This is a genomic window from Roseisolibacter agri (assembly GCF_030159095.1).
Classification (GTDB): Bacteria; Gemmatimonadota; Gemmatimonadetes; order Gemmatimonadales; family Gemmatimonadaceae; genus Roseisolibacter; species Roseisolibacter agri.
In genome coordinates, this window is record NZ_BRXS01000006.1 from 92,462 (window position 1) to 112,240 (window position 19,779).

At 70.9% G+C, this 19,779-nt stretch carries 22 protein-coding genes; all 22 read right to left on the reverse strand.

Features of this window, described 5'->3' with window-relative positions; genetic code table 11:
* Nucleotides 1–3: 3 nt before the first annotated feature.
* Entirely contained in the window at nucleotides 4–510 is a 507-nt protein-coding gene (locus tag rosag_RS18750) for a NuoI/complex I 23 kDa subunit family protein (RefSeq protein ID WP_284351702.1), read from the reverse strand.
* 17 nt (nucleotides 511–527) lie between these two features.
* Nucleotides 528–1,841: an NADH-quinone oxidoreductase subunit NuoH gene (gene nuoH, locus rosag_RS18755; RefSeq protein WP_284351703.1), complete on the reverse strand. Its 1,314-nt coding sequence runs from the start codon at nucleotides 1,839–1,841 to the stop codon at nucleotides 528–530.
* Nucleotides 1,838–3,445, reverse strand: a complete 1,608-nt coding sequence (locus tag rosag_RS18760) for an NADH-quinone oxidoreductase subunit G (RefSeq protein ID WP_284351704.1) — start codon at nucleotides 3,443–3,445, stop codon at nucleotides 1,838–1,840. Before rosag_RS18760 ends, nuoH begins: the two co-directional genes overlap by 4 nt.
* 19 nt (nucleotides 3,446–3,464) lie before the next feature.
* Nucleotides 3,465–4,817, reverse strand: coding sequence for an NADH-quinone oxidoreductase subunit NuoF (nuoF, locus tag rosag_RS18765; protein ID WP_284351705.1), 1,353 nt, complete (start codon nucleotides 4,815–4,817; stop codon nucleotides 3,465–3,467).
* Nucleotides 4,818–4,819: 2 nt separating this feature from the next.
* The gene (gene nuoE / locus rosag_RS18770) at nucleotides 4,820–5,374 is read right to left on the reverse strand and encodes an NADH-quinone oxidoreductase subunit NuoE (protein WP_284351706.1); all 555 of its coding nucleotides are present in this window, start codon (nucleotides 5,372–5,374) and stop codon (nucleotides 4,820–4,822) included.
* Nucleotides 5,371–6,684 carry an NADH dehydrogenase (quinone) subunit D gene (gene nuoD / locus rosag_RS18775; RefSeq protein WP_284351707.1) on the reverse strand — a complete coding sequence of 438 codons (1,314 nt, stop codon included), beginning with the start codon at nucleotides 6,682–6,684 and terminating at the stop codon, nucleotides 5,371–5,373. The genes nuoE and nuoD overlap by 4 nt, the downstream gene beginning before the upstream one ends.
* An 8-nt stretch (nucleotides 6,685–6,692) precedes the next feature.
* The gene (locus rosag_RS18780; protein ID WP_284351708.1) at nucleotides 6,693–7,391 is read right to left on the reverse strand and encodes an NADH-quinone oxidoreductase subunit C; all 699 of its coding nucleotides are present in this window, start codon (nucleotides 7,389–7,391) and stop codon (nucleotides 6,693–6,695) included.
* A 61-nt stretch (nucleotides 7,392–7,452) separates the two neighbouring features.
* Nucleotides 7,453–8,109 carry an NADH-quinone oxidoreductase subunit B gene (locus rosag_RS18785; RefSeq protein ID WP_345784855.1) on the reverse strand — a complete coding sequence of 219 codons (657 nt, stop codon included), beginning with the start codon at nucleotides 8,107–8,109 and terminating at the stop codon, nucleotides 7,453–7,455.
* Nucleotides 8,100–8,504, reverse strand: coding sequence for an NADH-quinone oxidoreductase subunit A (locus tag rosag_RS18790; RefSeq protein ID WP_284351709.1), 405 nt, complete (start codon nucleotides 8,502–8,504; stop codon nucleotides 8,100–8,102). Before rosag_RS18790 ends, rosag_RS18785 begins: the two co-directional genes overlap by 10 nt.
* Before the next feature lie 169 nt (nucleotides 8,505–8,673).
* A complete protein-coding gene (locus rosag_RS18795) occupies nucleotides 8,674–9,075 on the reverse strand; it encodes a hypothetical protein (protein ID WP_284351710.1) in 402 nt (133 codons plus the stop codon).
* 104 nt (nucleotides 9,076–9,179) lie between these two features.
* Entirely contained in the window at nucleotides 9,180–9,950 is a 771-nt protein-coding gene (locus rosag_RS18800) for a succinate dehydrogenase/fumarate reductase iron-sulfur subunit (protein WP_284351711.1), read from the reverse strand.
* Between the two features lie 2 nt (nucleotides 9,951–9,952).
* Nucleotides 9,953–11,866: a fumarate reductase/succinate dehydrogenase flavoprotein subunit gene (locus rosag_RS18805; RefSeq protein ID WP_284351712.1), complete on the reverse strand. Its 1,914-nt coding sequence runs from the start codon at nucleotides 11,864–11,866 to the stop codon at nucleotides 9,953–9,955.
* Between the two features lie 7 nt (nucleotides 11,867–11,873).
* Nucleotides 11,874–12,623 carry a succinate dehydrogenase cytochrome b subunit gene (locus rosag_RS18810; RefSeq protein ID WP_284351713.1) on the reverse strand — a complete coding sequence of 250 codons (750 nt, stop codon included), beginning with the start codon at nucleotides 12,621–12,623 and terminating at the stop codon, nucleotides 11,874–11,876.
* A 59-nt stretch (nucleotides 12,624–12,682) separates the two neighbouring features.
* Nucleotides 12,683–13,612, reverse strand: coding sequence for a malate dehydrogenase (mdh, locus tag rosag_RS18815; protein WP_284351714.1), 930 nt, complete (start codon nucleotides 13,610–13,612; stop codon nucleotides 12,683–12,685).
* A 108-nt stretch (nucleotides 13,613–13,720) separates the two neighbouring features.
* On the reverse strand, nucleotides 13,721–14,767 hold the full coding sequence (gene moaA / locus rosag_RS18820) for a GTP 3',8-cyclase MoaA (RefSeq protein ID WP_284351715.1): 1,047 nt from the start codon (nucleotides 14,765–14,767) through the stop codon (nucleotides 13,721–13,723).
* Nucleotides 14,764–15,246, reverse strand: coding sequence for a molybdenum cofactor biosynthesis protein MoaE (locus rosag_RS18825; RefSeq protein WP_284351716.1), 483 nt, complete (start codon nucleotides 15,244–15,246; stop codon nucleotides 14,764–14,766). The genes moaA and rosag_RS18825 overlap by 4 nt, the downstream gene beginning before the upstream one ends.
* Nucleotides 15,247–15,251: 5 nt before the next feature.
* Nucleotides 15,252–15,494 carry a MoaD/ThiS family protein gene (locus rosag_RS18830; protein ID WP_284351717.1) on the reverse strand — a complete coding sequence of 81 codons (243 nt, stop codon included), beginning with the start codon at nucleotides 15,492–15,494 and terminating at the stop codon, nucleotides 15,252–15,254.
* Nucleotides 15,495–15,613: 119 nt separating this feature from the next.
* Complete coding sequence (locus tag rosag_RS18835; protein WP_284351718.1) at nucleotides 15,614–15,967, reverse strand: HU family DNA-binding protein; 354 nt, start codon at nucleotides 15,965–15,967, stop codon at nucleotides 15,614–15,616.
* 105 nt (nucleotides 15,968–16,072) lie between these two features.
* Nucleotides 16,073–17,191, reverse strand: coding sequence for a glutamine-hydrolyzing carbamoyl-phosphate synthase small subunit (carA, locus tag rosag_RS18840; protein ID WP_284351719.1), 1,119 nt, complete (start codon nucleotides 17,189–17,191; stop codon nucleotides 16,073–16,075).
* Nucleotides 17,192–17,255: 64 nt separating this feature from the next.
* A complete protein-coding gene (secG, locus tag rosag_RS18845) occupies nucleotides 17,256–17,675 on the reverse strand; it encodes a preprotein translocase subunit SecG (RefSeq protein ID WP_284351720.1) in 420 nt (139 codons plus the stop codon).
* A gap of 123 nt (nucleotides 17,676–17,798) precedes the next feature.
* Nucleotides 17,799–18,548 carry a triose-phosphate isomerase gene (gene tpiA / locus rosag_RS18850; protein WP_284351721.1) on the reverse strand — a complete coding sequence of 250 codons (750 nt, stop codon included), beginning with the start codon at nucleotides 18,546–18,548 and terminating at the stop codon, nucleotides 17,799–17,801.
* A 13-nt stretch (nucleotides 18,549–18,561) separates the two neighbouring features.
* Nucleotides 18,562–19,758, reverse strand: coding sequence for a phosphoglycerate kinase (locus rosag_RS18855; protein WP_284351722.1), 1,197 nt, complete (start codon nucleotides 19,756–19,758; stop codon nucleotides 18,562–18,564).
* Nucleotides 19,759–19,779: the final 21 nt, after the last annotated feature.

A 19,779-nucleotide genomic window follows, 5' to 3' on the forward strand; every position in this document is an offset into this window, starting at 1 on the left:
CGGTCACTCGCCCTTCGGGTCGGCGGGGTCCCACAGCTCGCTGACGGGGTGCGTCTGCGCCATCAGCCGCTCCAGGTCGTAGACCATCCCCTCGCGGCTGTACTCCGAGTTCTCGTAGTGCTGCCCGACGTGGATCGCCTCCTCCGGGCATACCTCCTGGCAGTAGCCGCAGAAGATGCAGCGGAACTCGTCGATCTCGAACACGAGCGGGTACCGGTTGCCCTGCTCGTCCTCGCCGGGCACCAGCTTGATGCAGTTCGCCGGGCAGACGGTCGGGCAGAGGCCGCAGGCGACGCACTTCGCCTTGCCGCTCTCCGTCGTGAGCATCCGATGGGTGCCGCGCCAGCGCGGCGAGAGGTCCCACTTCTGCTCGGGGTACTGCACCGTCACCTGGTGCCGCTTCTCGCGGTTCACGAAGTGCTTGAGCGTCATCGCCATGCCCTTGAGCGTGGCGCGCACGTAGCTCACCTCCTCGACCGGCCGGTCGAGGACCCTCACGTTGATCGTCATGGTCGCCTCGTAGGGCCTCAGTCGGCGGCTTCGCCGGCCAGCTGCCCGGCGCGGTTCGCGGCGGCCCGCTGCAGCGCGATCGCGCGCAGCCGGCGCACCTCGTCGGCGCGCGCGCGGGTGTTCGTCGGGCTGATGAGTCGCCCGCGGTCGATCCCCACGAAGACGCCGACCGCCAGCACCGCGTTGAGCGCGAAGAGGATCAGGCCGAACAGCGGCCCGCGCGCCACGCCGAGGTAGTCGAGCGTCAGGATCGCCGATGCGATCACCACGATGTAGCCGAGCGCCAGCGGCAGCATGAACTTCCACCCCAGCGCCATCAGCTGGTCGTAGCGGAAGCGCGGCAGCGTCCAGCGGATCCAGATGTACGTGAACAGGAAGAAGAGCGTCTTGGCGCCGAACATCAGCAGCGTGACGAGCGTCTTCACCCACGTCCACGGCGGCGTGTTGTCCCAGAGCGTGAACGGGACGTCCCAGCCGCCCACGAACAGCGTCGTCATCAGCCCGCTGGCGGTGATCATCGCCACGTACTCGGAGAGCGGGAACATGGCGAACGCCATCCCGCTGTACTCCGTGTGGTAGCCCGCCACCAGCTCCGACTCGGCCTCCGGCAGGTCGAACGGCAGGCGGTTCGTCTCCGCGAACGCGGCGACGAGGAAGATGAAGAAGGCGATGGAGAGCAGGAACACGTTCCAGCCCATCGTCGCCTGCTGCTGGATGATCTCGGGCAGCGAGACGTTGCCGGCCAGCAGCAGCACCGGGATCGTCGACATGCCCATCGCGATCTCGTACGACACCATCTGCGCGCTCGAGCGCAGGCCGCCGAGCAGCGCGTACTTGTTGTTCGAGCTCCAGCCGGCGAGCGTCAGCCCGTACACGCTGAGCGACGTCACGGCGAGCACGTACAGGAAGCCGATCGGCAGGTCGGCGACGACCATCGGGATCAGGCCCCACGGCGTCGGCAGCGGCGACGCGAACGGGATCACCGCGAAGGTCGACATCGCCGGGATGAACGCCATCGCCGGCGCGATCAGGAAGATCGGCTTGTAGGCGACGCCCGGGAACGTCTTCTCCTTCACGAAGTTCTTGAGGCCGTCCGCGACGGGCTGCAGCAGCCCGCCGGGCCCGACGCGGTTCGGACCGTGCCGGTCCTGGAACCACGCCGAGAACTTCCGTTCGGCCAGCGTGAGCAGCGCGGCGAGCACCATCGTCACGCTGAACACGAGGATCATCTTGATCAGGCTCGCGACGAAGAACGTCCCCGCGCCCGGATGCTCGACCTGCGGATTGTACGACTGCAGCAGCGCGAGGGCGCCCGCGACGTGGACGCTCATGCCGCCCCCGCCATCGCCGGCTCCGCCGCGAAGCGCTCGGCGTCCGCCACCAGCGCGCCGCGGAGGCCCAGCGTGTCGTACGACAGGCCGGCGAAGCTCGCGTGCGCGCCGGCGATCGCGCGGAACGCGTCCGACGCGGTGAAGTAGCCCTCGCCGTCGCCCATCGCGGCGAGCAGGTCGCCGAGCACGTACCAGCTGGGCCGCGCCAGCCCGGGCGCCGCCTTCGCCTGCATGAATCGCTGCACGCGGCCGCGGATGTTGGTGAAGGTGCCCTCCTCCTCCGCCATGTTGGCGATGGGGAGCACGATGTCGGCGCCGGCCGCCCACGCGGGGACCGTCGTGCCGAGGACCAGGATGCGCACGCCGGCGGGAAGCGTCGGCGGCGCGGCCGCGAGCTCCTCGTCCGCGACCACCAGCACGTCGCCCGACTGCAGCCCATTCAGCATTGCCGCCGCGTCGCGGCGCTCGAAGCCGAACAGCTCCGCGCCGATCACGTTCGCCGCGCGGTCCGCGCGCAGCGACAGGTCCGGCACGCCGGGCAGCGGCGCCTCGGGACCCGTCGCCACGGTGTAGACGCCGGTGCCGCCCGTGCGCGCCACGAGGCGCGCGAGCAGGCCGAGCGACTCGTTCGACAGCATCGGCGACACGAGGACGTGCGCGCGGCGGCCGTTCAGCAGCGCCGCGGCGTCGCGCAGCGCCACGTCCCAGTCGGCGGCCTTCAGCTCCGTCGCGTCACCGCGGCCGTTGGTGCGCACGTACGGCAGCTCGGCGCGATCGCGGCGCTCCAGCCAGCGGTAGTCGAGGCGGCCCTGGTCGCAGAGGAAGTACTGGTTCACCGCCTCGTTGGGACGCGGCCGCATGCGCACGACGGTGTCGTCGCGCGTCTCGAGGATGCTGTTGCACCCCTGCGTGCAGTTGGGGCACACCGAGGCGGTGCGATCCAGCTCCCACGCGCGTGCCTTGTTCAGGAAGTCCTTCGAGACGAGCGCGCCCACCGGGCAGAGGTCGATCACGTTGCCCGACCACGCATGGTCGCCGAGGTCGTGCTCGGGATGGATGCCGATGACCGCCCGGTCGCCGCGCTCGCTGACGTTGAGCACGGAGTCCTGCGCCACCTTGTCCATGAAGCGCACGCAGCGCGTGCAGAGGATGCAGCGGTTGGTGACGTACAGGACGTCGCCGCCGAAGTCCTCCACCGGGTTGAAGCGCTTGGGCTCCATGTACCGCGAGTCCGCGCGCCCTTCCTGGAAGGTGTAGTCCTGCAGCTCGCACTCGCCCGCCTGATCGCAGATCGGGCAGTCGAGCGGATGGTTGATGAGCAGGAACTCGAGCACGCCCTTGCGGGCCTCCAGCGCCTTCTCGGAGTGCACGTGCACCACCTGCCCCTCGCCGACGGCGGTGGCGCACGCGGGCGCGAGCTTCGGGAACTTCTCGACCTCGACGAGGCACATGCGGCACACGCCGGCCACCGGGAGCCCCGGGTGGTAGCAGTAGTGCGGGATGAGCACGCCGGCGTACTTCGCCGCTTCGAGGATGCTCGTGCCCTCGGGGACCACGACCTGTCGGCCCTCGATGGTGAGCGTGACCTGCTTCACGTCGGCCATGGATGGTATCGTGGCGAGGTCAGGCCGTCGGGCTCGCGGCGCGGGGCGCCGCGGCGGCGGTGGCCGTGCTGCCGTAGCCCACCACGCCCGGCGTGGGCTTCAGCTTGGCCTCGAACTCGTGCCGGAACTTCTTGAGGCCGGACACGACCGGCGTCGCGCAGCTGTCGCTGAGCACGCAGATCGTCTTGCCGGTCATGTTGTCGGCGATCGAGAGCAGCGTGTCGAAGTCGCGCACCGTGCCGTCGCCGGCCGAGATGCGCTCCATGATCTTCGTCGTCCACGCGGTGCCCTCGCGGCACTGGGAGCACTGCGCGCAGCTCTCGTGAGCGTAGAAGCGGCACAGGCGCGCGATCTGCCGCACCATGTCCTGCTGATCGTCGAAGACGATGACGCCGCCGGAGCCGAGCATCGAGCCCGCCGCGACGAAGCCCTCGTAGTCCATGATCGCGGTGCGGCACTCCTCGGCCGTCAGGAACGGCACCGAGGAGCCGCCCGGGATCACGGCCTTGATCTCGCGGCCGTTCGCGGCGCCGCCGCAGAGGTCCCACAGGAACTCGCCGAAGTTGAAGCCGAGCGGCACCTCGTAGTTGCCCGGGCGCGCGGCGTTGCCGCACACCGAGAACAGCTTGGTGCCGACGCTCTTCGGGTTGTCCGGGCGGCCGAACTGCTTGTACCACTCGGCGCCGTTGTTCAGGATGTGCGGCACCGCGGTCAGCGTCTCGACGTTGTTGATCGTCGTCGGCTGCCCGAACAGGCCCGCGACCGCCGGGAAGGGCGGCTTGATGCGCGGATTGCCGCGGCGCCCCTCCAGCGAGTTCATGAGCGCCGTCTCCTCGCCGCAGATGTAGGCGCCGGCGCCCTGGTGCACGTGCACGTGCACCGTCTTGCCGCTGCCCATCGCGTTCTCGCCGAGGATGCCGGCGGCATACGCCTCCTTCACCGCGGCGCGCACCTGCTCCAGCGGCTCGGTGAACTCGCCGCGGATGTAGATGTAGGCGACGGTGGCGTAGATCGCGTACGCGCCGAGCGCCACGCCCTCGACCAGGGCGTGCGGCGTCCAGCGCATGATCTCGCGGTCCTTGAACGTGCCCGGCTCCGACTCGTCGGCGTTGCAGCACAGGTAGTGCTGCTTGCCGTCGGGCTTCATGAAGCTCCACTTCACGCCCGTCGGGAAGCCGGCGCCGCCGCGGCCGCGCAGGCCGGAGTCCTTGACGATCGTCTGGATCTCGGCCGGGTCCATCTTCAGCGCCTTCTCGAGCGCGACGTAGCCGCCGCGCTCGCGCCACCCCTGCAGGGTGCGCGCGGCCGGGTCGCCGAAGTGCTTCGAGAGGACGGGAGTCTCGCGCTCGTGCGAGCGGTGGGGATAGCCCATGGTCAGGTCAGCGCGGCCAGGATCTCGGGGACGCGCGCCGGCGTCACCGACTCCAGGAACTGCTCGTTGATCATCACCGGCGTGGCGAAGCCGCACGCGCCGAGGCACTCGACCTCGATCACCGTGAAGCGGCCGTCGGCGGAGGTGACACCGAGCTCGCCGCAGCCCGTGTGCTGCAGGAAGGCGTCGACGACGCCCTCCGCCCCGCACACGTGGCACGGCGTGGTGGTGCACACCTGGATGAAGTACCGCCCCACCGGGTGCTGGTGGTACATCGTGTAGAACGTCACCACGCCCTTCACGTAGGCGGGCGTCAGCGCCAGCACGTCGGCCACCTCGGCCATCGCGTCGTCGCTCACCCAGCCGCGCTCGCGCTGCACGATCCAGAGCGCGGGCAGCAGCGCCGCCATCTTGTTCGGGTAGCGCGTCAGCAGCTCGTCGAGCTCCGCGCGCGCGGCGCCCGTGAACACCGCCTCGTACGGGCCGTGGTCGTGTTCCGCGCCGTGCGCCGTCAGCTGGTCGGGGGACGGCTTGGGCGTCGAGGGGCCGAAGGTCACCGGTCCACCTCGCCCATCACGATGTCGATGCTGGCGTTGACCACGATCACGTCGGAGAGCAGGTGCCCCTCGACCATCTTCGGGATGGCCGACAGGTTGATGAACGCCGGCGGGCGGATGCGCCAGCGCACCGGCTTGCTGGTGCCGTCGGACACCATGTAGTAGCCCTTCTCGCCCTTCGGGCTCTCGACCGGCACGTAGCACTCACCGACCGGCGGCCGCGGGCCCTCCATCACGAGCTTGAAGTGATGGATCATGCTCTCCATCTCGCTCGTCGCCTTGCGCTTGGGCGGGAGGATGATGCGCGGGTCCTCGACGTTGATCGGGCCGTCCGGCAGCCGCTCGATCGCCTGCTCCAGGATGCGGATGCTCTGCAGCATCTCCTCCATGCGGACCAGGTAGCGGTCGTACACGTCGCCGTGCGTGCCCACGCAGACGTCGAAGTCGTACGTCTCGTAGTCGAGGTACGGGAAGTCCTTGCGCACGTCGTACGCGACGCCGGACGCGCGCAGCATCGGGCCCGAGAGGCCGTAGTTCAGCGCCTCGTCGCCGGTCATCACGCCTAGGCCCACCGTGCGGCCGACCCAAATCGCGTTCCGGGTCAGCATCTTGTCCGCCTCGGCCAGCGTCTTGGGGAAGCCCTTCACGAACTTGCGCAGCCCGTCCATCCACCCGTCGGGGATGTCGGCCGCCATGCCCCCGACGCGCGTCAGCGACGTCGTGAGGCGCGCGCCGACCCAGCCCTCGAGCAGGTTGTAGATGTTCTCGCGTTCCTGGAACGTCCACAGGAACGGCGTGAACGCGCCCAGGTCCACCGCCGTCGTGCCCATCCAGACGAGGTGCGACATGATGCGCGACAGCTCCATCGTGATCACGCGCAGCACCGTGCAGCGCGGCGTGATCTCGATGCCGAACAGCCGCTCCGCGCCGAGCGCGAAGGCGACGTTGTTCCCCGGCGAGTTGAGGTAGTCCTCGCGGTCCGTCCAGGGGATGATCTGGTTGTACTGCCGGTACTCGCCGATCTTCTCGAAGCCGCAGTGCAGGTAGCCGACGTGCGGGATGCAGCGCACGACGGTCTCGCCGTCCAGCTCGAGCACCAGGCGCAGCACGCCGTGGGTCGCCGGGTGCTGCGGGCCGATGTTGATCAGCATGTGCTCGCCCGCGAGGTCGGGCTCCAGCCCGGGCGGCGCCTCCATCGGCACGACCTGCCCGCGGTCGTCCACGACGAGCGGCACGCGCTGCGGCCGGCCGTCGGGACCGAGGCCGGTCGTGGAGAGGGCGACTTCGACGGTTCGCTTGGTGGTGGGCATCGGGCTCCTTACTCGCCGGTCACCTCGCCGCTGGCGAGGCGTCGGCGCATCTCGTCGGGCAGCTCGGCGAACGCCTCGGCGACCGTCAGCTCCTCCATCGAGTAGCGCGCCTCCGGATTCGCGGCGAGCGCCTGCTTCAGCTGCTCCGCGCGGCTGAAGCGGCCGCGCAGCGGGAAGTCCTTCCGCAACGGGAAGCCTTCCTTGTACTGCTCCCACATCAGGATGCGGCGCAGGTCGGGATGGCCGGCGAAGCGGATGCCGAACATGTCGAAGCACTCGCGCTCCAGCCAATCCGCGCCGTGGTACACGGGCCACACGCTCGGCACCTCCAGCGGCGCGCCCTTGGGCAGCAGCGCCTTGAGGCGGAGGAAGCGGCGGTACGGCAGCGAGCGGAGGTGCCAGACCACCTCGAGCGGCTGCTCGAGGTCGCGGAACTCGACCGCGGTGACGTCGACGAGGTAGTCGTAGCGCTGCGACGGGTCGTCGTGCAGCCAGCGCACGATGTCGAGCACGCGCGCGGTCTCGACGACGACGGTCGTCTCGCCCCACACGACGTCCACGCGCAGCACGGCCGCGCCGAACTGCGCCTGCAGGTCGGCGGCGCTGGGGTTCGGCGTGCCCCCACGATGGGGGATCTGCTTCGGGGTCCGGGGCGCGTCGTGCGGAGCCGCGGACCCCGGGATCTGGATCGGCGTCGTCGGGGTCACGGAAGTCGCGAGGGGGTGGTGCCGGTCGTACGTCGGGCGAGCGCGCCGTCGCCCGAGGCGGTCACAGGCCGGACCGCGTCTGGTGCACCGAGTTCCCGAACGGCTCCGACAGCTCGTCGATGGCCGACGGCGGGATGTAGAGCTGGGACTCGGGGTCGGGGATCATCTCGTGGCGCAGCGCCTCGTCGCGGAGCCGCTCGCCCATGACCTTCTTCTGCAGCATCATGATCCCGTACATCAGCGCCTCGGGCCGCGGCGGGCAGCCGGGCACGTAGACGTCGACCGGGATGATGTTGTCGATTCCCTGCACCACCGCGTAGTTGTCGAACATGCCGCCCGTGCTGGCGCACGCGCCCATCGCGATCACCCACTTGGGCTGCGGCATCTGCTGGTAGATGCGGCGGATCACCGGCGCGAGCTTGAGCGGCACGCGCCCGGCGCACAGCAGCACGTCGGCCTGGCGTGGCGAGAAGCTCAGGCGCTCCATGCCGAAGCGCGCCAGGTCGTACTTGCTGGCGGCCGTCGCCATGAACTCGATGGCGCAGCACGCGGTCCCGAAGGGCATCGGCCACATCGAGTTGGCGCGCGCCCAGTTGACCAGGAAGTCGAGGCGGGAGGTGACCCACCCTTCCTGCGTCACGGGGTCGACCGAGACGACCTGCCGGCCGTCGTCGCGGCGCTCGGCCGCGGTCCCGTCGGGGCGGGTGATCAGTCCCATTGCAGCGCCCCCTTCTTCCAGACGTAGGCGAAGCCCACGAGCAGGATGCCGATGAAGACGAGCATCTCGCCGAGGCCGAAGAACGACACCTGCCCGGCGGGGCAGCCGGTGGGCGTGAGCGCGACCGCGCAGGACAGCTGCCGGAACGCGACGCCCCACGGGATCATGAAGACGGTCTCGATGTCGAAGATGATGAACAACATCGCGACCAGGTAGAACTTGACGCTGAAGCGCTCCCGGGCGTCGCCGAGCGGGGACATGCCCGACTCGTAGGGCTGCGACTTGATCGGGGTCGGGCGCGGCCGGAGCGTCACGGCGCTGATCCCGAGGATCAGCACGGCGTTCAGGGCCACGAAGCCGAACAGCAGGAGGAGCGGGAAGTAGGACCGAACCATGTCTGTCGCGTTGTCCGCCCAAGCTCGTGAAATTTTTCACGAGCGATGGAGAGAAGATAACGCGCGGCGCAACCGGAGTTCAACCCGAACGCTCGCGCCCGGCGCCGCGCGCCGGCTGTGTACGCGCGGGCCCGTCGTCAGCACCTGCCGCGCGTGCGTCCGCCGGGGCTCAGCCCGTGAACATCCCCGCGCCGTAGAGCACCGCCGCCAGCGCGGCCAGCAGCCCCACGATCCAGGCGACCGGGTTCAGCCCGCCGCCGGCCGACGAGTTGGCGACGACCGGCCCCTCGCCCTTCCGAACGCCGACGCGCGCGAACTCCTCGCGTCCGTCCGGTTCCGTACCGTGGCCGACGCCCCACGTCGTCTTCTGCACCGAGTCCGCCCCGCCGAGCGCCGTCTCCGCCTGCTCGTACCGATCGAGGTCCGCGCGCGGCGCGAGGCCGGTCCCGTCCGCGCGCGCCGCGCGGTCCACGGGCACCTCGCGGTCGAGGTTCCGCGACTGCGGCGCCGTCAGCTCCGGCCCGCCCTGCTCCAGATTCTCCTCGGCGGGCACCTTGTCAGGGGTGGCCATGTGGCGTGCGCTCCTGGTTGGGGTCTGCACCCAGGGTCAGCAGCAAGCGGGCCACGCACCGGAGGATGCGTGGCCCGCTCGTCGCTCCGCCGCGATCGCGCGTGCTAGCCCGCGTACTCCACCGACTTCGGCGCCGCGGTGAGCGAGGCGCGGATGTAGTCGCGGTTCATCCGCGAGATCGTGTCGATGCTGATCTCCTTCGGGCAGGCCTCCTGGCACTCGCCGTACAGCGTGCAGTGCCCGAAGCCCTCGAGGTCCATCTGCTCGACCATCGCCAGCACGCGGCGGAAGCGCTCCGGCTGTCCCTGCGGCAGGTGGCCGAGGTGCGCCACCTTCGCGGAGGTGAAGAGCGACGCCGACGCGTTGGGGCACGCCGCCGCGCACGCGCCGCAGCCGATGCAGGCCGCCGCGTCCATCGCGGCGTCGGCGTCCGGCTTCGGGACGAGGATCTCGTTCGCGTCGCGCGCGCCGCCCGTGTTGACCGACACGTAGCCGCCCGCCTGGATGATGCGGTCGAGCGCCGAGCGGTCGACGACGAGGTCCTTCATGATCGGGAAGGCGCGGGCGCGCCACGGCTCGACCCAGATCTCGTCGCCGTCCTTGAAGCTGCGCATGTGCAGCTGGCAGGTCGCCGTCCCCTTCATGGGGCCGTGCGCGGCGCCGTTGATCATCATCGCGCACGAGCCGCAGATCCCCTCGCGGCAGTCGTGGCTGAACGCGACGGGCTCCTTCCCTTCCTCGACGAGCTGCTCGTTGAGGACGTCGAACATCTCGAGGAACGACATGTCGGGCGACACGTGGCCGAGCTGGTAGGTCTCCAGCTTGCCCGCGGCCTTCGGACCGGCCTGTCGCCAGACGTGCAGGGTGATCTTCATCGTCACTTGTAGCTGCGGGTGGCGAGCGGCACGTTCTCGAACACGAGGGGCTCCTTGTGCAGGCGCGGCGCGCTCACGTCGCCCGTGTACTCCCAGGCGGCGACGTACGCGAACTCGTCGTCGTTGCGGAGCGCCTCGCCGTCCGGCGTCTGATACTCCTCGCGGAAGTGGCCGCCGCAGCTCTCCTCGCGGTGCAGCGCGTCGCGGCACATCAGCTCGCCCAGCTCCAGGAAGTCCGCGACGCGCGCCGCGATCTCGAGCTGCTGGTTGATGGTGCCCGCCTCGCCCACGACGTTCACGTTCTGCCAGAACTCCTCGCGCAGCGCGGCGATCTCGCCGATCGCCTCGGTGAGCCCCTCGCGCGTGCGGGCCATGCCGCACTTGTCCCACATGATCTTGCCGAGCTGCCGGTGGATCGCCGTCGGCGTGCGCTTCCCCTTGATCCCGAGCAGCTGCGAGACGCGCTGCCGCGTCTCCGCCTCGACCGACTTGAACTCCGGCGCCGACGTGTCGACCGGCGTCGGCTTCAGCGTCGAGAGATAGTCGCCGATCGTGTACGGGAGCACGAAGTAGCCGTCCGCGAGGCCCTGCATGAGCGCCGACGCGCCGAGGCGGTTCGCGCCGTGGTCGGAGAAGTTCGCCTCGCCGAGCACGTAGAGGCCCGGCACGGTGCTCATCAGGTTGTAGTCCACCCAGAGGCCGCCCATCGTGTAGTGCACGGCCGGGTAGATGCGCATCGGGACCTCGTACGGATTCTCGTCCGTGATGCGCTGGTACATCTCGAACAGGTTGCCGTAGCGCTCCGCGATGGCCTGCTTGCCCAGGCGCTTGATCGCGTCCGAGAAGTCGAGGTACACGCCGAGGCCGGTCTCGCCGACGCCGCGCCCCTCGTCGCACACGTACTTGGCCGAGCGGCTGGAGATGTCGCGCGGCGCGAGGTTGCCGAAGCTCGGGTAGCGGCGCTCGAGGTAGTAGTCGCGCTCGTCCTCGGGGATCTGCGCCGGCGGCCGCTTGTCGCCGGCCTTCTTGGGCACCCACACGCGGCCGTCGTTGCGCAGCGACTCCGACATCAGCGTCAGCTTCGACTGGTGGTCGCCGCTGACGGGGATGCACGTCGGGTGAATCTGCGTGTAGCAGGCGTTGGCGAACGCCGCGCCGCGCTTGTGCGCGCGCCAGATGGCCGTGGCGTTCGAGTGCTTGGCGTTCGTCGACAGGTAGAAGACGTTGCCGTAGCCGCCCGTCGCCAGCACGACGGCGTGCGCCGCGTGCGTGCTGATCTCGCCCGTGTTCATGTCGCGCACGACGATGCCGCGCGCCACGCCGTCCACCGTCACGAGGTCGAGCATCTCGTGGTAGGTGTACATCTTCACGCCGCCCTTCGCGATCTCCTTCTCCAGCGCCTGGTAGGCGCCGAGGAGCAGCTGCTGGCCGGTCTGGCCGCGCGCGTAGAAGGTGCGGCTGACCTGCGCGCCGCCGAACGAGCGGTTGGCGAGCAGCCCGCCGTACTCGCGCGCGAACGGGACGCCCTGCGCGACGCACTGGTCGATGATGTTCACCGAGACCTGCGCCAGGCGGTGCACGTTCGCCTCACGGGCGCGGAAGTCGCCGCCCTTCACCGTGTCGTAGAAGAGGCGGTGGACCGAGTCGCCGTCGTTCTGGTAGTTCTTCGCCGCGTTGATGCCGCCCTGCGCCGCGATCGAGTGCGCGCGGCGCGGCGAGTCGTGGTAGACGAAGCACTTCACCCGGTAGCCGAGCTCCGACAGCGTCGCGGCGGCCGACGCGCCGGCCAGGCCCGCGCCGACGACGATGACCTCGTATTTCCGCTTGTTCGCCGGATTGACCAGCTTGAGGTTGAACTTGTGCTTGTCCCACTTCTCCGCGATCGGGCCCGCGGGAATCTTCGAGTTCAGCTCCATGACGGTCTCAGTGCCCCGCGAGCGTGGACGGCTGGGCCGGCGCCGGCGCGGCGGCCGCCTCGATGGCCTCGGCGGGCACGCCCGCCTCGGGCGGCGCGGCCTTCACCGCGCCCAGGAAGACGCCGAGCGGCACGGCGGTGAAGCCCAGCGTGATGATCGCGGCGACGAGCGTCGCGACCGCGCGCTGCGTCGGCCGCGCCGACGGACGGTTGAGCCCCAGCGTGCGGAACGAGCTCCACGCGCCGTGGAACAGGTGCAGCGCGAGCGCCCCCATCGACAGCACGTAGAAGCCCACGATCCACGGCACCGTGAACGCCTTCACGACGTTGTTGTACACGTCCGTCTTGCTGTAGTCCGCGAACAGCGAGAGCGTCGTGAACTGCAGGATGTGGAACACGATGAACGCGAGCAGCAGGAAGCCGCCCCAGCGGATCGTGCGCGACGCGAACGTCGAGATCTGCGGCTCCAGCTTCGCGTAGCCCTGCGGCCGCGCGGCCTGCTTCTGCCGCGTCAGCTGCACCGCCGCGACGACGTGCAGGATCACCGACGCGAGGAGCACCCCGCGCACCGCCCACAGCGCACCACCCACGGTGTGCTTCAGGAAGTACCCGTAGGCGTTCATCTTCGCGGCCGACTGGAACATCTGCAGGTTGCCGACCATGTGGCCGAGCACGAAGCCGACGCCGATCAGGCCGGTGATCGCCATGACCACCTTCTTCCCGATCTGCGACTGCCAGAAGTTGCGAACCAGCTGCATCTCTCGGTGCGGAGAAAGGAAACGCCGCGGGCGCATGTGCCCCCGCGGCGTCGGAGAACTCAGAGCTTGATCGCGGCCATCGGGTCGCGCACCGCCTGCGCGCTCTGCTCGAGCGCCGCGCGCTCGGCGTCCGTCAGCTCGACCTCCACCACCTGCAGCAGCCCACCCCTGCCCAGCTTGCACGGCACGCCGAGGTAGAGGCCCGACATCCCGTACTCGCCTTCCAGCCACGCGGCGCACGGGAGGATGCGGCGCTGGTCGTTGACGATCGCCTCGACCATCTGCACCGCGCCGGCCGACGGCGCGTAGTACGCGGAGCCCGTCTTGAGGTGCTTCACGATCTCGGCGCCGCCGTTGCGCGTGCGGTCGACGATCGCGTCGAGCTTGTCCTTCGCGAGCAGCTGCGTGACCGGGATCCCGCTGACGCTCGTGTAGCTGATGAGCGGGACCATCGTGTCGCCGTGGCCGCCCAGCACCATCGCCTGGATGTCGCGCACCGAGACGTCCATCGCCTCGGCGAGGAAGCCGCGATAGCGCGCCGTGTCGAGGACGCCCGCCATGCCGATCACGCGCTCGCGCGGGAAGCCCGTGACTTCCTTCGCGACGTAGCACATCACGTCGAGCGGGTTCGACACGACGATGACGATCGCGTTCGGCGACGTCGCCTTGATCTGCTCGCTGACCTGCTTGACGATGCCGGCGTTCGTGTTCAGCAGGTCGTCGCGCGACATGCCCGGCTTGCGCGCGATGCCCGCCGTGATCACGACGATGTCCGAGCCCGCCGTCTCGTCGTAGCCGTTCGAGCCGATGACGCGCGAGTCGAACCCTTCGATCGGCGCCGACTGCCACTGGTCGAGGCCCTTCCCCTGCGGAATGCCTTCCGCGACGTCGACCATCACGACGGTGCGGGCGAGCTCCTTCTCCGCGATGCGCTGCGCGGTCGTGGCGCCGACGTTCCCGGCGCCCACCACCGTGATCTTGTTGACCATGTGGCCGGGTTGCTGAGGTTTTTTGGGGGACAGCGCCGGAAAGCTATCGGGGCCGTCCACATGCGGCAACGGACGAGCTTGCGCGTCGCGGCGTGGACGACGCGCGGATCAGCCGCCGACTTCCGAGAGCGCGCGCAGCCCGCCGATGCGCCGCGTCAGCAGCGCGTGCTCGAGCGGCTTCCCCGCCAGCGCCTCGTGCACCAGGGGTCCGAGCGGCCGCCCCGCGCGCAGCGCGTCGCGCAGCCCGACCTCGTGGTCGCCGTACAGGCACGTGCGCAGCCGGCCGTCGGCGGTGAGCCGCACGCGGTTGCACGAGCCGCAGTAGGTGTGCGTCATCGGCGTGATGACGCCGACGCTGCCGGCCGCCCCCGCGAAACGGTGATACGCCGCCGGTCCGTTCCCGCGCGCCGGGGCCCCGCCCGCCTGCAGCGGCCGGCCGAGCGTGCGGCCCATCGCCGACAGGCGCGCGAGCACGTCGTCGGAGGGCACCACGAGCGCGAGGGGATCGCGCCCCGTCGCCGCCTCCATCTCCGCCAGCTCGCCGACCGGCATCAGCTCGATGAATCGCACGTGCCACGGGCGGTCGAGCGTGAGCGCGGCGAGCATCTCCAGCTCGTCGTCGTTGCGCCCAGCGATGACGACGACGTTGATCTTGATGGGCGCGAGCCCCGCCGCCTGCGCGGCCTCGAGCGCGGCGATCGGGTCGAACGGCTCGCGGCGGCGCGCCAGCTCGGCGATGCGCTCCGGGCGCAGCGAGTCGACGCTCACGTTCACGCGGTCGAGCCCCGCGCGCCGCAGGTCGTCGGCGATCGGCGCCAGCCGCGTCCCGTTGGTCGACAGCGAGAGATCCTCGATCGCCGCGACCTCGCGCAGCCGCGCCACGAGGTCGACGAGCCCGGGGCGCAGCGTCGGCTCGCCGCCCGTGAGTCGCACGCGCCGCAGGCCGAGCGGAGCCAGCTCGCGCACCACCTGCACGATCTCGTCGTCGGTGAGCAGCGTCTCGCGCGGCAGCCACGGCAGCCCCGCCAGCGGCATGCAGTAGACGCAGCGGAAGTTGCACCGGTCCGTGACCGAGACGCGCAGGTACTCGATGCGCCGGCCATGCTGGTCGCGCAGCGCGCGCTCGACGTCCGCGGCCGCGGCGGCGGCGATCACGGCGTGGCTCCGGTCGTCGGCGCGCCGGCGGCGCCCGCGGTCGACGCGTCCACCCAGGCGCGCGTGCCGTCGACGTAGTGCTCGCGCTTCCAGATCGGCACGCGCGCCTTGATGGCCTCGATGGCGAAGCGGCAGGCGTCGAACGCGGGCGCGCGATGCGCATGCGCGACCGCGATGCCGACGCTGATCTCGCCGACCGCGAGCGTGCCGATGCGATGCTCGATGGCGATGCGCACGCCGGGCCACCGCTCCGCGGCCTCCGCGGCGATCGCGGCGAGCTCGGCGTCCGCCATGGGCTCGTACGCCGCGTAGTCGATGCCCGTCACCGCGCGCCCGGCGTTGTGGTCGCGTACCGCGCCGAGGAAGGCCGTCTGCGCGCCGGCCGTCTCGTGCGCGACGGCGTCCAGCAGCGCGGCGCCAGAGATCGGCGTGCGCACGAGGCGCCCGCTGACGGCCGCACTCACCGCGACGCGTGACACCAGCGTCATCCGCCCGCGACCGGCGGCAGCAGCGCGACCTCGTCGCCGTCGGCGAGCGCGGTGGCCGGCGCGGCCCAGCGCGCGTTCACCGCGAGCATGGGCGCGGGCGGCAGCGCGACGGCGCCGGGGCGCGCGCGCAGCGCGGTCACGACGTCGGCGGCCGTCGCGCCGGCGGGCAGCTCCAGCGGCAGCGGGCCCGGTCCGAGTGCGTCGGCATAAGAGGCGAAGAGCAGCACACTTACGCGCATGCGCGCAACATAATCGCGGGTCGGGAATGCGACACGGCCCCGCGCGGGTGCGCGGGGCCGTACGTCGTGATCCGTGCGTTTCAGCAGTTCGAGCGACACACCGGACGCTCACTGCGCGCTCACTCGGCGCCTTCGTGCTCGTAGTCGTGCAGGTCGCTGTCGTGCAGCTCGCTGATGTCGATCCCCGCCACCAGCGCCCGCAGCTCCTTCGAGGGCTTGAACACCGGGACCGGACGGGCGGACACCTCCACCGGGGATCCCGTGCGCGGGTTGCGCGCCATCCGCGTCTTGCGCTGCCGGATCTTGAAGGTGCCGAACCCGCGGACCTCGATGTTGCGCTGCTCGTGCAGCGCGTCCTTGATCGACTCGAGGAATGCGTCGACGACCCGCGCGCAATCCTTCTTCGAGATGGTCGGCCCGGCCGTGCGGGCAATGGACGCGGTCACGCGCTCGACCAGGTCAGCTTTGGTCATCAGGGTGCTCTCGAAGTCAGACGAACCTGCCGCGCGCCGGCCCGAGCCCGCACACGCTCCGACCCCGATATTAGGAGCTTACTCATTGTGTGTCAACCGCTTGGCTCACTTCTGCCCGCTTGCCGCGCGGGCCCGGACGGTGGCCAGGAAGCGGTCGAAGAGCGGGCGCGCGTCGTGCGGACCGGGCGCCGCCTCGGGGTGGTACTGGACGCCGAAGATGGGCAGCTCGCGGTGCGCCAGCCCCTCCACCGACCCGTCGTTCAGGTTCACGTGCGTGACCTCCAGCGCCGGCGCTCCCTCGACGCCCTCGGCCGAGCCCGCCACGGCGAAGCCGTGGTTCTGCGACGTGATGATGACGTGGCCCGTCGCCAGCTCCTGCACCGGATGGTTCCCGCCCCGGTGGCCGTAGGGCATCTTCAGCGTCCGGCCACCGAAGGTAAGCCCGAGCAGCTGATGGCCCAGGCAGATGCCGAACATCGGCACCTCGGCGTCCGCGATCGCCCGGATGTTGGCCGGCGCGTACTCGACGGCCTCGGGGTCGCCCGGGCCGTTCGACAGGAACACCCCGTCCGGCTGGTACGCCAGGACGTCCTCCGCCGGCGTATCCGACGGGACGACCGTGATCCGGCACCCCTGCTCCTCGAACAGGCGCAGGATGTTGCGCTTGATGCCGAAGTCGTACGCCACGATGTGCTGCGGCGCCTGCGGGTTGCCCCAGACGTACGGCTGCTTCGTGCTGACGCGCGTGGCGAGGTCCAGCCCCTCCATCGATGGGCAGGCGTCGAGCGCCGCCAGCACCTCGGCCGACGGCTCGTCGCCGGCGGCGATGGCGCCGCGCATCACGCCCACGGTGCGCAGGTGGCGCGTCAGGCGCCGCGTGTCGACCTCGGTGAGGATCGGCACGCCCGCGGCGCCGAGCCAGCTCGCGAGGTCGCCGCTGGCGCGCCAGTTCGAGTGGACGGGCGACAGCTCGCGCATCACGACGCCCGCGATCTGCGGCTGCGCCGACTCCGGATCCTCGGCGTTCACGCCGTAGTTCCCGATCATGGGCGCGGTCATGACCACCACCTGGCCGCGGTACGAGGGGTCGGTGAAGACCTCCTGGTACCCCGTCATGTTGGTCGTGAAGACGACCTCGGCCACGGAGAGCGCCGACTGGCCGATCAGCTGGCCGCGAAAAAGGGTCCCGTCCTCGAGGAGGAGGAACCCTGGAGTCTTCTGCACGGGCGGGCGGGTTGCGAGCGGAGAACGAGGCGCGGTCCGGGCGTGGACCGCGCCGCGGAACCGATCACGGACGGGGCGCCGGCGTCGTCGGGGCGGCGGGCGCCTTGGTGCCAGTGGCCGGCTGCTGGCCGGCGGGCGTCAGCGGGACCGCCGGAGCGGCGCCGGCGGGCGCGTTGGGCGAGGCGGGCGCCGCCTGCGTGGCGGGCGCGGTGCCGAACGAGCGGTCGAGCACCGACTCCGGCGTGCGGCCGCGCGAGCCGGCCAGCTGCAGGATGAACGCGAGCCCGACGAAGATCCCGCCGGCCCACCAGCTCGTCTTCGTGAGCAGGTTGCCCGCCTGCCGGCTCCCGATCACCGACTCGGCCGCCGACGAGGCGCCGCCGAAGCTCGCCGCGAGCCCGCCGCCCTTGCCCGACTGCAGCAGGATCGCGGCGATGAGGACGAGCGCGTCGAGGATCAGCAGGACGAAGAGGAACGTGTACATCGCGCGGCGGGCGAGGAGAGGGCGGGAGGCGGCGCGCCGTGGACGCACTGGCGCACGCAAGCTCCGAATATCACAGGAGTTAGGCGCCGGGGTCAAGGGCGCCGCCCACCCGCAGCTCCCCGTCTACTCCGTGACGATCGCCGCCCAGTTCCCCGCGTCGAGGCTCGCGCCACCCACCAGCAGCCCGTCGATGTCGGGCGCCTGCAGGAGGAGCTTCGCGTTCCCGCGATTGACGCTGCCGCCGTACAGGATGGGCATCGTCAGCGCGCGGTCGCCGACGCGTTCGCGCAGCCAGCGCCGGATGGCGCCGTGCACGGTCGACGCGTCCTGCGGCGTCGCGGTGCGCCCCGTGCCGATGGCCCACACCGGCTCGTAGGCGATCAGCGCGTTCCCCGCGTGGTGCGCGTCGAGCAGCGAGAGCCCGGCCTCCAGCTGGCGGAGCACGACCTCCTCGGTCTGCCCGGCCTCGCGCTCCTCCAGCTTCTCCCCGACGCACAGCATCGGGATCAGCCCCGCGCGGACGACCAGCTCGCACTTCTTGGCGGACTGCTCGTCGGTTTCGCCGAACACGTGCCGGCGCTCCGAGTGGCCCACGAGCACGAGGCGGGCGCCCGCGTCGCGGGCCATGCCGACGGACGTCTCGCCCGTGAAGGCGCCCGAGGCCTCGTGGTGGACGTTCTGCACGCCGACGAGGATCTCGTGGCGGTCCTGCAGCTGCTCCTGCACCGCGTGCAGCGTGAGCGCCGGCGGGAAGAAGGCGAGCGTGCGGTCGGACGACCGCGGCACCTGCTGGAGGAACTCGCGCAGGAACGCGCGCGCCTCCGTCGGGCCGTGGTTCATCTTCCAGTTGGCGGCGAAGATCGGCTTCAGCATCGCGAGTGACTCCTCAGGCGTCGTCCAGTGCCGCCACGCCGGGCAGCTCCTTCCCTTCCAGGAACTCCAGCGAGGCGCCGCCGCCGGTCGAGACGTGCGTCACCTGGTCCTCCAGCCCCGCCTGCGCGATCGCGGCGGCCGAGTCGCCGCCGCCGACGATCGTCGTGGCGCCGGCGCGCGTCGCGTCCACCAGCGCGTGCGCGACGCCCAGCGTGCCGCGGTCGAACGGCGGCGTCTCGAAGACGCCCATCGGGCCGTTCCAGAGCACCGTCTTCGCGCCGCGCACCAGCGCCCCGTACTCGGCCACCGTGCGCGGGCCGACGTCGAACATCGCCTCGTCGGCGCCGACGCCGTCACGCGCCACGGTGCGCGACGGGGCTCCTTCCTTCAGCTCCGTCGCGACCTCCGCGTCGCTCGGCAGCACGAGCTTGTCGCCGGCGCTCGCCAGCAGCTCGCGCGCGAGGTCCACGCGGTCCGGCTCGACGAGCGACTTGCCCGTCTCGAGCCCCATCGCGCGGAAGAAGGTGTTGCCCATCGCGCCGCCGATGAGCATGTGATCGACCTTCGGCAGGAGCGCGCTGATGACGTCGAGCTTCCCCGAGATCTTCGCGCCGCCGAGGATCGCGACGAACGGCCGCTTCGGCTCGGCCAGCGCGCGCCCGAGGTACGCGAGCTCCTTCTCCATCAGCAGGCCGGCGACCGCGGGGCGCAGGTGGCGCGCGACGCCTTCCGTGGACGCGTGCGCGCGGTGCGCCGCTCCGAACGCGTCGTTGACGTAGACGTCGCCCAGCTGCGCCATCTCGCGCGCCAGCGCGTCGTCGTTCGTCTCCTCGCCCGGGAGGAAGCGCGTGTTCTCGAGCAGCACGACGGCGCCTAGTGCCGCCTCCTCGGTCGTGCGGCGCGCGTAGTCGCCCACCGTGCTGCGCACGAAGGTGACCTTCGGCCCCTCCAGCAGCTGCGCGAGGTGCGTCGCGACCGGGAACAGCGAGTAGCGGTCGTCCGGCGCGCCTTTCGGGCGGCCGAGGTGCGACATGAGGATCACGCGCGCGCCGCGCTCCAGCAGCGCGTGGATCGTGGGAAGCGCGGCGCGGATGCGCGTGTCGTCGCCCACCTGCCCGTTCTCGAGCGGGACGTTGAAGTCGACACGGACGAGCGCGCGCTTCCCCTGCAGCTCGTCGTCGCGCAGGTCGCGGATGGTCTTCTTGTTCATCGGGGCGGCTGGGGCAACGCG